This is a genomic window from Pseudoalteromonas sp. BZK2, assembly GCF_014349195.1.
In the GTDB taxonomy this organism is placed as follows: Bacteria; Pseudomonadota; Gammaproteobacteria; order Enterobacterales; family Alteromonadaceae; genus Pseudoalteromonas; species Pseudoalteromonas simplex.
Genome location: NZ_JACSOG010000008.1, coordinates 134,625 through 148,915 on the forward strand (window position 1 = coordinate 134,625; position 14,291 = coordinate 148,915).

The 14,291-nt window shown below is 40.8% G+C and carries 18 protein-coding genes; 14 read left to right on the forward strand and 4 right to left on the reverse strand.

Going from position 1 to position 14,291, the window contains the following annotated elements:
- The 5 genes from BIZ38_RS06770 to BIZ38_RS06790 all read left to right on the forward strand — a co-directional run bounded on the left by BIZ38_RS06770 (position 1) and on the right by BIZ38_RS06790 (position 4,226).
- On the forward strand, positions 1 to 1,011 hold the full coding sequence (locus BIZ38_RS06770) for an ArsJ-associated glyceraldehyde-3-phosphate dehydrogenase (RefSeq protein ID WP_054553502.1): 1,011 nt from the start codon (positions 1 to 3) through the stop codon (positions 1,009 to 1,011).
- A gap of 5 nt (positions 1,012 to 1,016) precedes the next feature.
- On the forward strand, positions 1,017 to 2,225 hold the full coding sequence (gene arsJ, locus BIZ38_RS06775; RefSeq protein ID WP_054553503.1) for an organoarsenical effux MFS transporter ArsJ: 1,209 nt from the start codon (positions 1,017 to 1,019) through the stop codon (positions 2,223 to 2,225).
- Positions 2,226 to 2,365: 140 nt separating this feature from the next.
- Positions 2,366 to 3,547: a MerR family transcriptional regulator gene (locus BIZ38_RS06780; protein WP_187489910.1), complete on the forward strand. Its 1,182-nt coding sequence runs from the start codon at positions 2,366 to 2,368 to the stop codon at positions 3,545 to 3,547.
- Positions 3,544 to 4,083 carry a GNAT family N-acetyltransferase gene (locus tag BIZ38_RS06785; RefSeq protein ID WP_054553505.1) on the forward strand — a complete coding sequence of 180 codons (540 nt, stop codon included), beginning with the start codon at positions 3,544 to 3,546 and terminating at the stop codon, positions 4,081 to 4,083. The genes BIZ38_RS06780 and BIZ38_RS06785 overlap by 4 nt, the downstream gene beginning before the upstream one ends.
- A 5-nt stretch (positions 4,084 to 4,088) precedes the next feature.
- Positions 4,089 to 4,226: a hypothetical protein gene (locus BIZ38_RS06790; protein ID WP_200909100.1), complete on the forward strand. Its 138-nt coding sequence runs from the start codon at positions 4,089 to 4,091 to the stop codon at positions 4,224 to 4,226.
- A gap of 49 nt (positions 4,227 to 4,275) precedes the next feature.
- Here the strand turns inward: BIZ38_RS06790 and BIZ38_RS06795 are convergent, their stop codons facing one another.
- Both BIZ38_RS06795 and BIZ38_RS06800 read right to left on the reverse strand, forming a co-directional pair.
- Positions 4,276 to 4,677 carry a hypothetical protein gene (locus BIZ38_RS06795; RefSeq protein ID WP_054553506.1) on the reverse strand — a complete coding sequence of 134 codons (402 nt, stop codon included), beginning with the start codon at positions 4,675 to 4,677 and terminating at the stop codon, positions 4,276 to 4,278.
- Positions 4,652 to 5,536 carry an alpha/beta fold hydrolase gene (locus tag BIZ38_RS06800; protein WP_054553507.1) on the reverse strand — a complete coding sequence of 295 codons (885 nt, stop codon included), beginning with the start codon at positions 5,534 to 5,536 and terminating at the stop codon, positions 4,652 to 4,654. The genes BIZ38_RS06795 and BIZ38_RS06800 overlap by 26 nt, the downstream gene beginning before the upstream one ends.
- Positions 5,537 to 5,610: 74 nt before the next feature.
- Here BIZ38_RS06800 and BIZ38_RS06805 point away from each other — a divergent pair, with 74 nt between their 5' ends.
- A complete protein-coding gene (locus tag BIZ38_RS06805; protein ID WP_054553508.1) occupies positions 5,611 to 5,973 on the forward strand; it encodes a MerR family transcriptional regulator in 363 nt (120 codons plus the stop codon).
- Between the two features lie 127 nt (positions 5,974 to 6,100).
- Here BIZ38_RS06805 and BIZ38_RS06810 read toward each other — a convergent pair whose 3' ends face one another.
- Positions 6,101 to 7,000 carry a LysR family transcriptional regulator gene (locus BIZ38_RS06810; RefSeq protein WP_054553509.1) on the reverse strand — a complete coding sequence of 300 codons (900 nt, stop codon included), beginning with the start codon at positions 6,998 to 7,000 and terminating at the stop codon, positions 6,101 to 6,103.
- A gap of 101 nt (positions 7,001 to 7,101) precedes the next feature.
- Between BIZ38_RS06810 and BIZ38_RS06815 the strand changes: the two genes are divergently transcribed.
- The 4 genes from BIZ38_RS06815 (at position 7,102) to BIZ38_RS06830 (ending at position 11,345) form a co-directional block, all read left to right on the forward strand.
- Complete coding sequence (locus tag BIZ38_RS06815) at positions 7,102 to 8,001, forward strand: hypothetical protein (protein ID WP_054553510.1); 900 nt, start codon at positions 7,102 to 7,104, stop codon at positions 7,999 to 8,001.
- A 63-nt stretch (positions 8,002 to 8,064) separates the two neighbouring features.
- Positions 8,065 to 9,033: a hypothetical protein gene (locus BIZ38_RS06820; protein ID WP_187489911.1), complete on the forward strand. Its 969-nt coding sequence runs from the start codon at positions 8,065 to 8,067 to the stop codon at positions 9,031 to 9,033.
- A gap of 467 nt (positions 9,034 to 9,500) precedes the next feature.
- On the forward strand, positions 9,501 to 10,472 hold the full coding sequence (locus tag BIZ38_RS06825; protein ID WP_187489912.1) for a calcium/sodium antiporter: 972 nt from the start codon (positions 9,501 to 9,503) through the stop codon (positions 10,470 to 10,472).
- Between the two features lie 36 nt (positions 10,473 to 10,508).
- Complete coding sequence (locus BIZ38_RS06830; RefSeq protein ID WP_054553513.1) at positions 10,509 to 11,345, forward strand: mechanosensitive ion channel family protein; 837 nt, start codon at positions 10,509 to 10,511, stop codon at positions 11,343 to 11,345.
- Positions 11,346 to 11,399: 54 nt separating this feature from the next.
- Here BIZ38_RS06830 and BIZ38_RS06835 read toward each other — a convergent pair whose 3' ends face one another.
- Entirely contained in the window at positions 11,400 to 11,735 is a 336-nt protein-coding gene (locus BIZ38_RS06835) for a zinc ribbon domain-containing protein YjdM (RefSeq protein WP_054553514.1), read from the reverse strand.
- A 172-nt stretch (positions 11,736 to 11,907) separates the two neighbouring features.
- Here BIZ38_RS06835 and BIZ38_RS06840 point away from each other — a divergent pair, with 172 nt between their 5' ends.
- From BIZ38_RS06840 to BIZ38_RS06855, 4 genes are all read left to right on the forward strand, one after another.
- A complete protein-coding gene (locus BIZ38_RS06840; protein ID WP_054553515.1) occupies positions 11,908 to 12,360 on the forward strand; it encodes a TlpA family protein disulfide reductase in 453 nt (150 codons plus the stop codon).
- A gap of 82 nt (positions 12,361 to 12,442) precedes the next feature.
- Entirely contained in the window at positions 12,443 to 13,030 is a 588-nt protein-coding gene (locus tag BIZ38_RS06845; protein WP_138602276.1) for a DUF4202 domain-containing protein, read from the forward strand.
- Positions 13,031 to 13,050: 20 nt separating this feature from the next.
- A complete protein-coding gene (locus tag BIZ38_RS06850; RefSeq protein WP_054553516.1) occupies positions 13,051 to 13,566 on the forward strand; it encodes a zf-TFIIB domain-containing protein in 516 nt (171 codons plus the stop codon).
- Positions 13,567 to 13,631: 65 nt separating this feature from the next.
- A partial coding sequence (locus tag BIZ38_RS06855) for a hypothetical protein (RefSeq protein ID WP_316247572.1) occupies positions 13,632 to 14,291 on the forward strand: 660 nt, incomplete at its 3' end.

Genomic DNA, 14,291 nt, shown 5'->3' on the forward strand with positions numbered 1-14,291 from the left:
ATGGCAATTAAAGTAGGCATTAATGGTTTTGGCCGCATGGGTCGTTTATCACTAAGAGCAGCGTTTGCATGGGACGACGTTGAGTTTGTGCAAATTAATGACCCAGCGGGTGATGCAGCTACACTGGCTCACTTACTAAAGTATGATTCGGTACACGGTATTTGGCCTCATGAGGTTGAAAGTAACGACAATGTTGTGATTATCGATGGCCACGAAATTAACGTTACGCAAAATAAAGCGATTGCAGACACTGATTGGTCTGGTTGCGATATCGTTATCGAAGCCTCAGGTAAAATGAAAAAAACCGAATTACTGCAAGCCTATCTTGATCAAGGTGTGAAAAAAGTTGTTGTCACTGCGCCTGTAAAAGAAGACGGCGTGTTGAACGTTGTAATGGGTGTAAACGATGATTTATATGATGTACAGCAGCACGATATTGTGACTGCGGCATCATGCACTACCAACTGTTTAGCGCCTGTGGTTAAAGTATTGCAAGAAAAAATTGGTATCAAACATGGTTCAATGACGACCATTCACGATATCACTAACACGCAAACTATCTTAGATGCGCCCCATAAAGATTTACGCCGTGCTCGCGCATGTGGCATGAGCTTAATTCCAACTACAACCGGCTCTGCAACAGCGATTACACATATTTTCCCTGAACTTAAAGGCAAATTAAACGGCCACGCAGTTCGTGTGCCATTAGCAAATGCATCAATCACTGACTGTGTGTTTGAAGTTGAAAAGCCAACTACCGCTGAGCAAATTAACCTATGGATGCAAGAAGCCGCAGCAGGGGAGCTAAAAGGCATTTTGGGCTATGAAGAAAAGCCACTTGTTTCTATCGATTACAAAACCGACCCACGCTCAAGCATTGTTGATGCGTTATCAACCATGGTTGTCAACGAGACTCAAGTTAAGCTGTATGTTTGGTACGATAACGAATGGGGTTATGCAAACCGCACCGCCGAACTTGCCCGTAAAGTTGCGCGATCACTACAAGGTTAAAAGTAATGACGCGTTTGGCTAATCTTCCCGCTGATATAAAGCAGTACTTAATTGTCACCGGGAATTACTGGGCATTTACGCTAACAGATGGCGCATTGAGAATGTTGGTGGTACTGCATTTTCATGCGCTTGGCTACTCGCCTTTGAGTATTGCCATGCTGTTTTTGTTTTATGAGATTTTTGGTGTTGTCACTAACTTAGTGGGCGGCTATTTAGGCGCAAGGCTTGGTTTAAACAAGACCATGAACATTGGCCTTGCCATACAGGTTGCAGCCTTGTTCATGTTGGCAGTCCCCCCTGAATGGCTGAGTGTTACCTATGTGATGCTGGCGCAAGCACTGTCGGGCATTGCAAAAGATCTCAATAAAATGAGCGCTAAAAGCTCAATTAAAATGTTGGTTGCTAGTGGCCAAGAAGGCACCTTGTTTAAATGGGTAGCGATACTAACAGGCTCTAAAAACGCATTAAAAGGTGTGGGCTTCTTTTTAGGTGGCTTACTACTGACATTAATGTCGTTTAAAGGCGCAATGCTAACCATGGCTGCCACCTTGCTGGTGGTGTGGTGTTTTAGTATTTATGCAATTAAAAATGATTTAGGCAAAGCTAAAAACAAACCTAAGTTTAACGAGATATTTTCAAAGAGTAGTTCAATCAATATCTTGTCGGCCGCGAGGTTGTTTTTGTTTGGTGCGCGTGATGTTTGGTTTGTAGTTGCACTTCCGGTGTTTTTATCACAAGCCTTTGATTGGGATCACTGGACTGTGGGTGCCTTCTTAGCTAGTTGGGTCATTGGTTATGGGGCTGTGCAATCTTTTGCTCCTAAAATCATTAAGCTCAATAAGCAAACATCACCAAGCGCAGAAACAGTTAAGTGGGCATCCTTGCTTGCTGTAGTCACCTTAGCCATTGCCCTTGCTATTGGCTTTGAGTGGGCTGTAAAACCAATGCTGATAGGCGGGTTGATGTTATTTGGTGTGTTATTCGCGATTAACTCATCTTTGCACAGCTACTTGATTGTGAGCATGGCTGACGCCGATGGCGTATCACTTGATGTTGGGTTTTACTATATGGCTAATGCCATGGGTCGCTTAATTGGCACTGTGTTGTCGGGCTTAGTGTTTCAACTTTATGGCTTAGCAGCTTGTTTAGCTATCTCACTGTTATTTATTGTAATTACCGCCCTTATATCGACTAAATTGCCAAAACAAATTTAGTTGAATCTAAACACGCCCTATAAAGGTAAGCTTTCTTGCTTACCTTATTTTCTTAAATTATTTTGCAAAAATATTTGACCTGTCTACAGCTTTACACTTCATACTTATTGTATTCAAAAGCCTTATAGGCCTATTTCATCATGTATTTAATTTCAGAGTTAGCAGCAAAGCTGGGTTTGTCGCGCACGGCTGTGTTGTATTACGAGAAGCTTAAAATTATTCAAGGACGCAGGCTTGCAAATGGTTATCGCTATTATAGCGAGGCTGATTTACAACGCTTGGTTTTGATCCAGCAGTTACAAAGCGCGGGGTTAACCTTAAAAGAATGTCAGAGCTGTTTAGATGTAGAGCTAGATAAAGTGATTTTGCAACAGCGCTTAGCGCAACTTGAAGATGAAATTACCGCTAAGTTACAAGCCAAAGATTTATTACTGAGTTTGCTTGGCGAACGCTCTCAAAAACACTTACATGATGAGCTGAATAAGCGTGCGCCAAGTGCGCATTTAAATTGGTTGTTAAAGCAAGGATACACAGAAAAAGAGGCATTGCGGCTTCGTTGGTTATCAAAAGATATGTGTGACCATGAAAGCTACATGCACGATTTTATGACTGTGTTTGAGCCATTAGAGCGATGGGGGCCTGGTAGCGAAGAAGCTACATTAAAAGCTTTTGCTGCTGTTCCTAACAATGCCAAACAAATTTTAGAAATTGGCTGTGGTAAAGGCTCATCAACATTACTAATCGCCAAGCAAACTGATGCCAAGATCACGGCTTTAGATAATGAGTCATCGGCACTTGCTTATTTACAGGAGCGATTGCTCGAAGAGCAATTGGCTGAGCATGTGTCTTTGACGTGCGCATCGATGACTGCGCTGCCTTTTAAAGCAAGTTCATTCGATGTTATTTGGGCTGAAGGGTGTGTATATGTCATGGGTATGCAAAGCGCACTGTCAAGCTGGAAACCGTTTCTTCGCCGTGATGGGGTGATTGTGGTCAGTGATTTAGTTTGGCTTAACAGCCAGCCTGAAATGGCGGTTAAAGAGTACTGGCAAGCGAATTACCCAGATATGCAATCAATCGAAAGCCGCATAGCCTTATTTGATGAGCTTGGTTATGAGCTTATAGAGCAGTTTTCGCTGGATCAGCAAGCTTGGAAAAACTATTGGCAACCACTCAAGGCGCGCCTTGCTGAGTTAGCGCCATCGATAAGTGAGTCTCAAGCTGTGAAAGACATACAAACAGAAATTGCCCTTTACGAAAATGAAACCGGGCAAAACTTTACTTATCACTATTTTATTTTAAAACTTAAGGAGTCTAAGTGAATTTTTCAATTTACGAACAGAGCCAAAAAAACGAGATTATTGCGCTTTACTTGGCAACATTTAGTGCATCAGAGTCAAAACAAGAAGGCGAGCAAGTTGCCCGTTTAGTCACTGACTTTTTAGCTGAGCCATATCCATCAACTGATTTATATGTGTTTGTCGCGACAGATGAGCAACGGATCGTGGGCGCTATCGTGATGTCGCGTTTACAGTTTGCGCACGCTAAAGAGGTGTTTTTACTCTCACCTGTTGCAGTGGCAACGAATTGGCAGGGACAAGGCATAGGACAAAAGCTGATCCAATTTGGCTGCGATAAGTTAGCTGAACAAAATGTCAGCCTAGTGATGACCTATGGTGATATCAACTTTTATGGAAAAGTCGGTTTTTCCGTTGTGAGTGAAGAAATTATTCAAGCTCCTCATAGCTTATCATACCCAAAAGGCTGGCTTGTTAAACCGGTTTTAGATGACGAAATTTTGCCAATTACTGGTAAGCCAAGTTGCCTAAAACCACTCGATAATCCACAGCTTTGGTAAACACTATGCAAACACCTTCACTGATAGAATTAGGCATGCGACCTTTCTTTCAACAACAGTTGAGTTTAGATGAGCTGGAAAACAGCCATTTAGGACGTGTTGTTGAGCATAACAAAACAGAGGTCGTTTTCAAAAATGGTTAAGACTGTTCAAAAGCAAAATAGGTCAATTAAAAAGACTCAAGAGTGACCGCTAGTTGGATGTTGCTAAGCGTGTTTTTGCAACGAAAATAATGAGCCAAATAGCAACAACGGTTTCCAGCCAAATTAATACATGCATTGCGGTTGTCATAACGTTATCGCTATCAACCGCATAATGCAGTACCGATAACATGTTCATCGCAGCATAAAGATGGAGCAGCCACATGGCGTGTTTAATGCGTTGCTTAGCTAAACAGAGCAGCGCATATAAGCCAACAAAAGTCATGATAAACCAAAAGTAGTCGACCACGTTTGCTGCAAGCCAATCAGGTTCAGGATAGTGCTCAAAATACATAATATTGTGCACATAATGCAAAATACTGGCGATAAAGTTCGCGAGTACAATAAAGAGTAAACGAGCGTGTTGTTTAAATAGCACTGCTTTGTTTGGCATTATGAGTCTCATTTAACGCGGTTAATATGTCATGCCAAATTGCTTGATTATGTTTTCTGAAATAGCCAAAGTGGCCTACTTTTTTAGCGGGTAATTGTGCAGATTGATAACGCTTAAAAGCAATTGGGTGTTTGCTGGTTACATTGCGCCAAAAGTTATGCACGTTTTGCTCGGTACAGATTTCATCATCGTCAGCGGTAAAGACATAGGTAGGAATATCAAAGTTTTTATAGGTACCTTCGGCAATCGATTTACCGTAAAATTTATTCGAGAAAAACAACTGCTTTTCTCTACACCACGCTGACCATTCACGCGTAAAGCCAACGGGTAAGTCTTCCATAAAATTCATTTTTTTAGCAGGCACGTATTTAAATAATGCCCCCGTAATCGGCGAAAATAAACGAAAGAAGAAGTTAGCTTTAATACGGTAACCGGTTGGCATATAACCAAAGTATCCGGCAGAAACTGCAACCGCAACAAGGGCATCAAGCTTTTGGTAATTGGCAGCTAAACCTATTTGCTGACCGCCAGCACTATGACCAACGCAATAAAGTGGCAGAGAAGGATTGATGCTTTTAGCTTTATCAATCATGGCAGGCATATCAAAGCGGCCAATGTCTGAATATTGATAAATACAGCCTTTTAACTGGCTTGTTTTCGATTCGCAAAAGCCACGGTAATTCCAAACAACCACATCGAAACCTTGGCTGACTAAGAACTCCGCAAACGGTAAATAGTAGGTGGTTTTTGTTGCTGTACCTGGGTTTAATAGCACCGTTGCTTTAGGGTTGTTGGCCGCAAAATGAGTGCCATTTAAAGTGACGTTATCGGCTGTTTTAACACTAATCGATGTATTCATTTTTTTATTAGTATTGATAGAAGAATGCGTTGAGCATAAACTGTGGAGCTTACTCTACAGTCAAGCGTATTTTTATGAAAACCAAGCAAGTCACGCAATTAACCGGCCTCACAAAAGACACCATTCGTTTTTATGAAAAAGAGCAGTTGATCCCGCCACCTTCAAGAGATGTGAATGGCTATCGTATTTATAGTGAAAAAACAGTTGAGCAGCTCAACATGATCACAATGGCTAAAAACCTAGGCTTCACTTTAAAAGAGATTAAAGATCTCACACAGCTACTTGGCAAAAACAACTTAACTCAGCAAGCTATGGCCGCCAAATTGATTGAAAAAAGTAAAGAAATAGACGCCAAAATCACTGAGCTGACGAACATAAAAACCTTAATCGACCATGCGTTAAAAGGCATGTGTGAGTATAAAGATAAGTTAAGCTAATCACGTTTGGCATATAACTAGCTCTAAATAAAATAGTTTTGAATTGGTCTTTATTGCTGGTGCTATATAAATGATTCAATGTAAAGCAATCAATTCTACGCGATATTAAATCGTCGCTACAATTTTGCTAACTTGCTAAAAATTCATTTTTTAGCCATGCGATCAATTGTTGAATGCTGGTATGCTTTAATTTGTCAGCTTTGCAGGCATAGAAAAATGACTGCTGCGGATGGATTACTGCACTGCCTAGCTGCACTAATTCGCCATATTCGAGCTTTTCTAAAACAAATTGCTTATGGGTAACCAGTAGGCCAAGTTCTCTCGTTACAGCTTGCAATGCTTGAGCTGTGGTTTCAAAAGAGCGGTTTTTCTGTGCTTTAGGGCTGGCAATGTGGTTATGCTCTGCCCAAATCTGCCAGTTATTGTTTCTGCGTGCATTAAGCACTTGAATGGCGGGAAAGCGGTTTAATAGTTCATTGATGTTGTTTGTAGTTTCTGGCTTTAATAATGACGGGCTGCAAACTAAAACAAGTTCATCATCTGCTAATTTCTCACAGTGGTACTTTTGCCAATTTTGCGGATCGCCCTGAAAAATAGCCATATCGATATTGCGTCTTTCGAGATCAACATCACCTACAAAGTTTGATAAGCGAATATCTAACTCAGCATAACAATTTTGTAGCTTATCAACTCGTGGTATCCACCAATGTAATGCCAAAGAATTCACCATGTTGAGTGAAATTGAATGATGATCTTTGTCTTTATTTTTAACCTCTTCGCTTGCTGAAATGATGGCCTGAACGGCGGGCGAAACGCGCTGATAATAAAGTTTCCCAGCATCATTTAAATACACTTGTCTGCCAACCCTATCGAAAAGTTTTACCTCAAGCTGTTGCTCAAGAGACTTGATAGCTTGGCTGATAGCCGAGTGACTAACGTGAATTGAATCTGCGGCTTTAACCATGCTGCCAGTCTCTGCAACAGCAATGAAACTGTATAAGGATTTGAGCGGGATATTGTGTTTCATGTGTTAGTTTTTCTTACATATTAATGCGGTTTTATTCGCTTTTTTATAATTTCAGCAGAGCGTATCGTGAGTGTCACCTACTCGCTTTATAAACAATGTAAATGAATATTAGTCACCGCTCTAGTGCGTTAATGCTGCTATCTACCCTCACTCTAGCACTGAATGGACTGGTTACCCAGCTGTTAACCCCCATGCTGCCAATTATTTTACTGTTATTCTTAAGGTTGCTCTTACCTGGTTGTTTAATGTTAGCAACAGCGCGAGCACGGTTTTGGCATTATGTTAGTTTTTCTGCATTAAAAAATGTGATGCTACGCGCTGTTTTTATCACCTTGTGCCAAGGGTTTTTTATTTTAGCGCTTTACAAACTTACGTTAATTGAGGCGGTTGTGTTATTTAGCACCGGGCCTTTGTTTATCCCACTGCTTGAAAGTGTGGTGTATAAGCGAGAAATCGACTTGTTTGTCGTGCCGACTTTGTTGTTAATGATGATAGGGCTGATCATTCAAAGTATGACCGACCAAGGGATTACGTTACGTTGGGAGCTATTAATTGGTCTGGCGGCTGGCTTTTTTAATGCTTGCTCGCAATTGTGTTTATTTCAAATTAGTAAAGAGAAAACCCCGGTTCTGGTTGCCAATGGTTTTTGCTTTTTAATTGCAGCACTATTCAGTACGCTATTTTTCATTCTGCCGCTGTTTATTGGAGGGCTAAATGCTGAACTCGCAGCAGGCAGCTTGGTGTTTGAGAGTGCTTGGTTATTATTAGGCTTATTAGTGTTATTAGCGGTATTTAGTAGTGCTACGCAATACTTTAGAAGCTCTGCATATAAACTAGTTACTACCGGCTCTGAACTAGCGCCGCTGATTTATACGTCAGTGGTGTTTTCATACCTTCTTCAGTTAACCATTCTAGATAGCCCGGTAAATGGGCAGCAATTAGTTGGGATTAGTTTTATTGTTATTGCTTGTTTAATGCAAACAAAGCGAAACCGCAGTTAAGTTTCGCTTTCATCACTGTTTTCTTGTAACTTACTGAGCAACAAAAATAATAAGTAGGTTGTTATGTCTGGGTATGCTTTTGTTAGGCAAGGAGTAAAGCCATTTTTAATTGTGGTATTGTTGTTCGTTATTTATATATATTCTTCACGAGAAGCTGCAATCTTTGCAACCAATTCAGAGTCATCAAATGATACAACAGCTTCGCAGCACGTTGAGGCACAAGTAAACATATCAGCCACAAAGCCTGATACGAGTTTGTTAGCTGATGAATCTGCTGAGCAAGTGAGTGAAGCCAATGATAGCCGTGAATTTATTATCAAAAATGCACCGAAATGGCGTTTTGATGGTGTGTTTATTGACCATTTTACTGAGCTAAAGCAACGCGCTAAGCAAGGTGATGCTGAGGCTAACTATCTCATCGCACAAAATCTTAAGTATTGTTTTAATGCTCCTTTAGATGCTGAGGCGCTTGAGGCAACATTAGCCGAAAGCTATGAGTTTAGCGATGCTGGTGATACGCAAAACCGTGTTTTTGAAAAATATGAGTATTGCCAAGGGTTAGATTTAGCAACGCGGCGGTCTTTTTACCGTTATTTGGCAATGGCAGCAGAACAGGGCTCTGCCTTTGCGCAGCAAACGTTTGCTGGGCTAACTCCCGAATTTTACATGAAGTCGCAATTTCCTGAGAAGTTGTCACGTGCCGAGTTCATCAAAAATCGTGATGGTTTTAAAGAGCGTAAAACCGTATTTTTAGAGCAAGCAGCGAAGCAGGGCAGTGAACAAGCGCTGATGAGTTTAGCGAGCATGTATTACAGCGAACAAGTTGGTGAGCATAGTGCAGCAAAAGCCTACGCTATAAATCGACTCATTATGGAAATCACGCAAAATAACGATGTGTATAATCGTTATGCGTGGTTTGATCAAAGACAATACCCGACACTTTCAGATGAAGAGCTGAGTATCGCGAACAATTTGTTTGATCAATGGCTTTTGCAAATAAAGCAAAATGGTACATTATATCTAAAGCACTGAGTACCCAAAGAATTAATAACCCAAAGCAAGGATGGCAATGATGTTTGAACCAAACTATGCAAGTTACACTCTTGAAGAGTTGTGAACATTGTGAAGTTACAGGGATTGTTGTAGAACATTTGAGCTTCTAAATAACAAGTAAAAAAGGAACAATTAGAGCTTTAATTGTATGACTTTTAGTTATATAGTCTTTACCTAACCTTAGGGGAGTAGTCTCTTAGATTAAGATGAACGTCAACAGTCTCCGAACCAATGTTCGTGGCGTTCATGTCCGCAAGCCGGATTGACAAGACCTAAGGCACGTATTGGGTTCAATGGGCGACCTTGATGCGTGTCTTATTGTTCTTCGCCCTAAGGAACCGTCTCGTGCTTGTTACATTTCTAGACCATTTATATGGTTATTTCTGTCCTCTTAAATCGGTTTATTTATCACATTTTGCTTTGCAACCCTTCTGTTGGAGAGCACTATGACCTTGTTTATCCTTGCCATTTTAGTTGGTTTTGTATTGCTGATTTGGAGCGCTGATCGCTTTGTTGATGGTGCAGCTGTAAGCGCAAAATATGCAGGTATACCTAGTTTACTCATTGGTATGATTGTGGTTGGGTTTGGTACGTCGGCTCCTGAGATGTTGGTATCGGCCATGGCTGCTGCTGATGGCAGCCCAGAGCTTGCTTTAGGTAATGCGCTGGGGTCAAACATTGTCAATATTGGGCTTATACTAGGGATAACAGCGCTGATTGCCCCGATTGCTGTTCACTCTAATATCGTTAAAAAAGAACTCCCACTATTGCTTGTGGTGAGTGTGCTATTTGCATTACTGATTGTTGATGGTGGCTTATCACGTTTTGACGCAGGTGTATTGTTATTTGGATTTTTTAGTTTTATGGGGTGGAGTATTTATTCTGGCCTTAAAAGCAAAAATGACAGCTTAGCAACAGATGTTGAGCAAGAACTTAACGTGCAAACAATGTCACTTAAAGCAGCTATTGTTTGGCTGGTAGTTGGGCTTGTTGTACTCATTATTAGCTCAAGGCTATTGGTATGGGGGGCAGTCAGTATTGCTGAGATTATGGGTATTAGCGACCTCATTATCGGTCTCACAATTGTGGCACTTGGCACTTCGCTCCCTGAACTTGCAGCTTCAATTGCCGCAGCCAGAAAAGGTGAACACGACATTGCCATTGGTAATGTGATTGGCTCAAACATATTTAATATCTTGGCCGTCACAGGTATTGCAGGGATGATAGCGCCAGCTGTTAACCTTTCACCGGATCTATTATCGCGAGATTGGCTGGCGATGCTCTCTCTTTCAATTTTTTTATTAATTTTTGCTTATGGGCACCGAGGTATTGGCAGGGTAAATCGCGCTGAAGGTATTGGTTTATTACTGATTTTTATTGCCTATAACGCATGGCTTTTCTTTTCAATTTATCAATAAATGCAATTTCGAATTTAAAAAAAATCAAGGATTTTTATGAAACAAACCCTCAATGAATTTTGGCTCAATAACTCAGAAACAATCATAGCGCTAGGGTATAAATTGATACTCGCAATTGTTATTTTAATTGCCAGTGCAGTGCTTGCTAAGTCAGTGAAAAAGGCTATAAAAAACTCCAACGCGACGCTTAAAAAAGTTGATAATACCTTGCTGCCTATTTTGTCGTCTGTGGCAGGCTATGTGGTGTATATTATTGGCGGGGTATTTATTTTAGATATCTTTGGCGTGAATACGGCAAGCCTTATTGCCCTAATGGGGGCAGCAGGTTTGGCGATAGGTTTAGCCCTTAAAGACACCTTAAGTAATATTGCAGCGGGCATGATGTTGCTTATATTAAGGCCATTTAAAGTTGGTGACTTTGTTGAGATAGGCTCGATGCAAGGTACTGTCTCTGAGGTAAACCTATTCACCAGTGTTTTTCAAACGATTGATGGTCTTTATATTGCGTCACCTAATGGCATAGTGTGGGGTAACAATATTAAAAATTTCACCCGAAATGGCAAACGCCGAATGGATATTGTTGTGGGTATTTCATATGCCGATTCAATCGATGATGGCTTTGCGGTGCTAAAAGATATTGCCGCGAACGAAAGCCGTTTACTGAGTGAACCGGCGGCGCAAGTGATGGTGACAGCCATGGCTGAGAGCTCGGTGAATATTCAGCTAAGAGCATGGGCTAAAAATGAAGACTATTGGCAAACCTATTGGGATTTAAACAAACGTGTCAAAGAGTCAATCGAGAAAGCTGGCCTGACAATTCCTTTCCCACAACGTACTTTACACATACCTGAAGGCGTGGTGACAAAGAAGTAACTTTACTAATGTTAGTAAGTAAATCTGGTTAGTCGATTTACTTACTATGCTTCTTTAAGCTTTTTTAACAAACTTAGCGGTTACCATCATTTCACCAACGCCATCGACTTTACAGTCTAATTCGTGGTCTTTTTTATCTAGCACACGGCGGATCACGGCTTTGGTGCCAATTTTAATAACTTGCGAGCTGCCTTTAATTTTTAAATCTTTAGCAACGGTCACTTTGTCGCCATCAGCCAATAAAGTGCCGTTAGCATCTTTCACATTGATCACATCATCGGTATCAACCGCATTGGGGTCCCACTCGTGAGCACACTCTGGGCAAACTAAATTGTTTTGATCTTCATACACGTATTCAGAGTTACATTGTGGGCAAGGAGGAAAAGACATAAATGGCACCATGGTTAATTATAAAAGCGTATTTTAATGGCTTATTCACAGCATTGCGAGTTTATCTAAAGCACCTCATAGAAAGTAAGTATGTGCAAACTCGCAATTGTAATGCTGGAGTGTTTTCGATAATTTGGTTATTGTGAGTTAATTAGAACAAAGAGCACTCACAATGAAAAAAGTTATTTATTTCGTTACCTTATTATTCTCATCATTCACATTTGCAACGACGTCGCCGTACAGTGGGGAAATTACCGCTGAGGATTTACTCGCACAGTATCCTGCTTTTGCTAAAGAGTATAAAAACTATTCACCATCTGAGGATGATTTAAACACAATTAAAACGCTCAGTGGTAAACAAGTATTAGTATTTTTAGGTACGTGGTGTCATGACTCTAAGCGTGAAGTGCCTCGTTTACTAAAGTTACTTGATGGTTCGGGTGTAAAGCTGAAATCACTCCAATTAATTGCGGTTGGTTACGATAAGCTTGACCCTGATGGTTTAGCTAAGCAGTACGACCTTCGTTATACCCCAACGTTTATTGTAAGCTCTAACGGCAAAGAGTTACTTCGAATGATTGAAAAGCCTAAGCACAGCATCGCGATGGACCTTACTCGTTTGTAATAGAGTTGTTTGCTAGAGCAAAGTAGCTAAAGTAGTTATTGCTCATTATAATCATGGCTATAAACCAACTAGAGAATGTTATATGTCTCAAACTGTTATAGAAGCCATAGATGCAGCGAATGCTGCAGATCCCAATCGTGTTAAGCATGCTGGGCAAGCGTTAGCTAAAGAATCTTTATATTCTATGCGTATGACCGATATGCTTAACCGTTTTAATCCGCAAGCCGATGAACTAATGCACATTGCTGCACGGGGCCAACATATTGAACGCTGGCGCTCTCCTCGCAGTGACTTCCCTATGGGTAAGCAAGGTTATTATCAATGGCGCACTGCTTTATATGATTTTCATGCCGAGCGTGTAACAGCCCTTATGAAAACCGCTGGTTACTCAACGGGTGAATGTGAGCGCGTATACGCAGCCGTGGCTAAAAAGAATATAAAGCGAAACCCTGATAGCCAATTAATTGAAGACATCGCAAGCCTTGTGTTTATCGAACATTACATGCTTGATTTTGCAACTAGCAAGCCTGATTACGATGAGCAAAAATGGTTGGGTATTATTCGTAAAACTTGGCAAAAAATGTCAAACGAAGCACATGAATTTGTGTTAGCTGGTAACATCAGCTTACCTGAGCCGCTTAAACCGATAATTACAAAAGCGCTAAGTTAAATTTAAAACAAGGAAGGTCTATGTTTTGCCCGCGTACTAAAACAGCACTTGAAGCAGTGAGCATTGGCGATGTTAACGTGTATTTATCAAAAAGCGGTGGTGTATTTTTTGATAATCGACAAATATTCCACTTTAGCGATCCAAGTTTAAAACCAGCGCAAGTGCTGGTGGCTCATTTACAAACTCTGCCAACAGAATGCGTTGATTTAGCAAAGCGAATTAATTGCCCGAAGTGCCCTGACGTGGTGATGATGCGACGCTTTTTCACGCCACTAAAAGTGGTTGAAATAGACGAATGTCCAAATTGTGCGGCTATTTGGCTTGATCATGGCGAACTTGAAAAGATCCATGAAAATCATTTAACGCCAAAAGAGCGTGAAATGCTGCGTATTGATATGGCCAATAATCATGGTTTTATTCAAGTTAAAATTCCCAAAAGGCGTTACTCGGTTCATGCTAAAAAGCCTGAGTCTAATGCAACGTCACCTTTAGAAAAACTAGCAGAACTTGCCTATTTATCGATTTTGAATGACTAGGAAGAGAATATTTAAAAGCTCCCATTATTAGCGCTAAATAATTTTTAAAATATAAGGTCAATAGTGTGAAAAAATTAGTGGTGTTTATGAGCGTGTTACTGGCCTGTTTGTTTACAACAAGTTGCACTACAGTACTCGATAAGGCCCATGGTTATCGCGGACCCATCGTTGTGACAATTAAAACAGAAGATGGCTCTGTGTCGGAGTTTCCTTTTTTAATAGAGTCTGTGTACACAGAGTCGTGTGGTCATAGTAGTTGTGGCATAGACTCTGGTTATAGATATCTAAAAACGAGCTATGCCAATGAGCCAATCACCTTCCCGCGAGAGCGGTTAGACCTATTGCAAGCTAATGCCTACGCAACAATTCTTTTTAAAGTTACTCATCCTAATTATCACTACAACGTCTTTACTCGAGGTTTTGCACCTACCGATGCTGATGACCCCATTTATGTAACGTTTACTGTTAAGCCGTTTGCTGAACAAATGAACAAAGTGGCTGGCTGGGCGGAAGGCCCTAAACAATACATGCAAAAATTCGCACCAGATAGCAGAGAGTTTAAAAAAGCAGATATTAGGTATCGCCAAGCGCGTTTTAATTTAGGACAGATGATTGCAAGGCATATCACGTTGACTAAAACGGTTTACTTACCCCATTTTTCAGAAAGCATGCAACAACGTGTGATTGAAAAGTATCAACCTATTTTTAAAGCGTGGTATTACGGC

Coding starts and splice junctions, on each gene's coding strand:
- BIZ38_RS06770 (WP_054553502.1), top strand. CDS start 1: ATGGCAATTAAAGTAGGCATTAATGGTTTTGGCCGCATGGGTCGTTTA.
- arsJ (WP_054553503.1), top strand. CDS start 1,017: ATGACGCGTTTGGCTAATCTTCCCGCTGATATAAAGCAGTACTTAATT.
- BIZ38_RS06780 (WP_187489910.1), top strand. CDS start 2,366: ATGTATTTAATTTCAGAGTTAGCAGCAAAGCTGGGTTTGTCGCGCACG.
- BIZ38_RS06790 (WP_200909100.1), top strand. CDS start 4,089: ATGCAAACACCTTCACTGATAGAATTAGGCATGCGACCTTTCTTTCAA.
- BIZ38_RS06795 (WP_054553506.1), bottom strand. CDS start 4,677: ATGCCAAACAAAGCAGTGCTATTTAAACAACACGCTCGTTTACTCTTT.
- BIZ38_RS06800 (WP_054553507.1), bottom strand. CDS start 5,536: ATGAATACATCGATTAGTGTTAAAACAGCCGATAACGTCACTTTAAAT.
- BIZ38_RS06805 (WP_054553508.1), top strand. CDS start 5,611: ATGAAAACCAAGCAAGTCACGCAATTAACCGGCCTCACAAAAGACACC.
- BIZ38_RS06810 (WP_054553509.1), bottom strand. CDS start 7,000: ATGAAACACAATATCCCGCTCAAATCCTTATACAGTTTCATTGCTGTT.
- BIZ38_RS06815 (WP_054553510.1), top strand. CDS start 7,102: ATGAATATTAGTCACCGCTCTAGTGCGTTAATGCTGCTATCTACCCTC.
- BIZ38_RS06820 (WP_187489911.1), top strand. CDS start 8,065: ATGTCTGGGTATGCTTTTGTTAGGCAAGGAGTAAAGCCATTTTTAATT.
- BIZ38_RS06825 (WP_187489912.1), top strand. CDS start 9,501: ATGACCTTGTTTATCCTTGCCATTTTAGTTGGTTTTGTATTGCTGATT.
- BIZ38_RS06830 (WP_054553513.1), top strand. CDS start 10,509: ATGAAACAAACCCTCAATGAATTTTGGCTCAATAACTCAGAAACAATC.
- BIZ38_RS06835 (WP_054553514.1), bottom strand. CDS start 11,735: ATGTCTTTTCCTCCTTGCCCACAATGTAACTCTGAATACGTGTATGAA.
- BIZ38_RS06840 (WP_054553515.1), top strand. CDS start 11,908: ATGAAAAAAGTTATTTATTTCGTTACCTTATTATTCTCATCATTCACA.
- BIZ38_RS06845 (WP_138602276.1), top strand. CDS start 12,443: ATGTCTCAAACTGTTATAGAAGCCATAGATGCAGCGAATGCTGCAGAT.
- BIZ38_RS06850 (WP_054553516.1), top strand. CDS start 13,051: ATGTTTTGCCCGCGTACTAAAACAGCACTTGAAGCAGTGAGCATTGGC.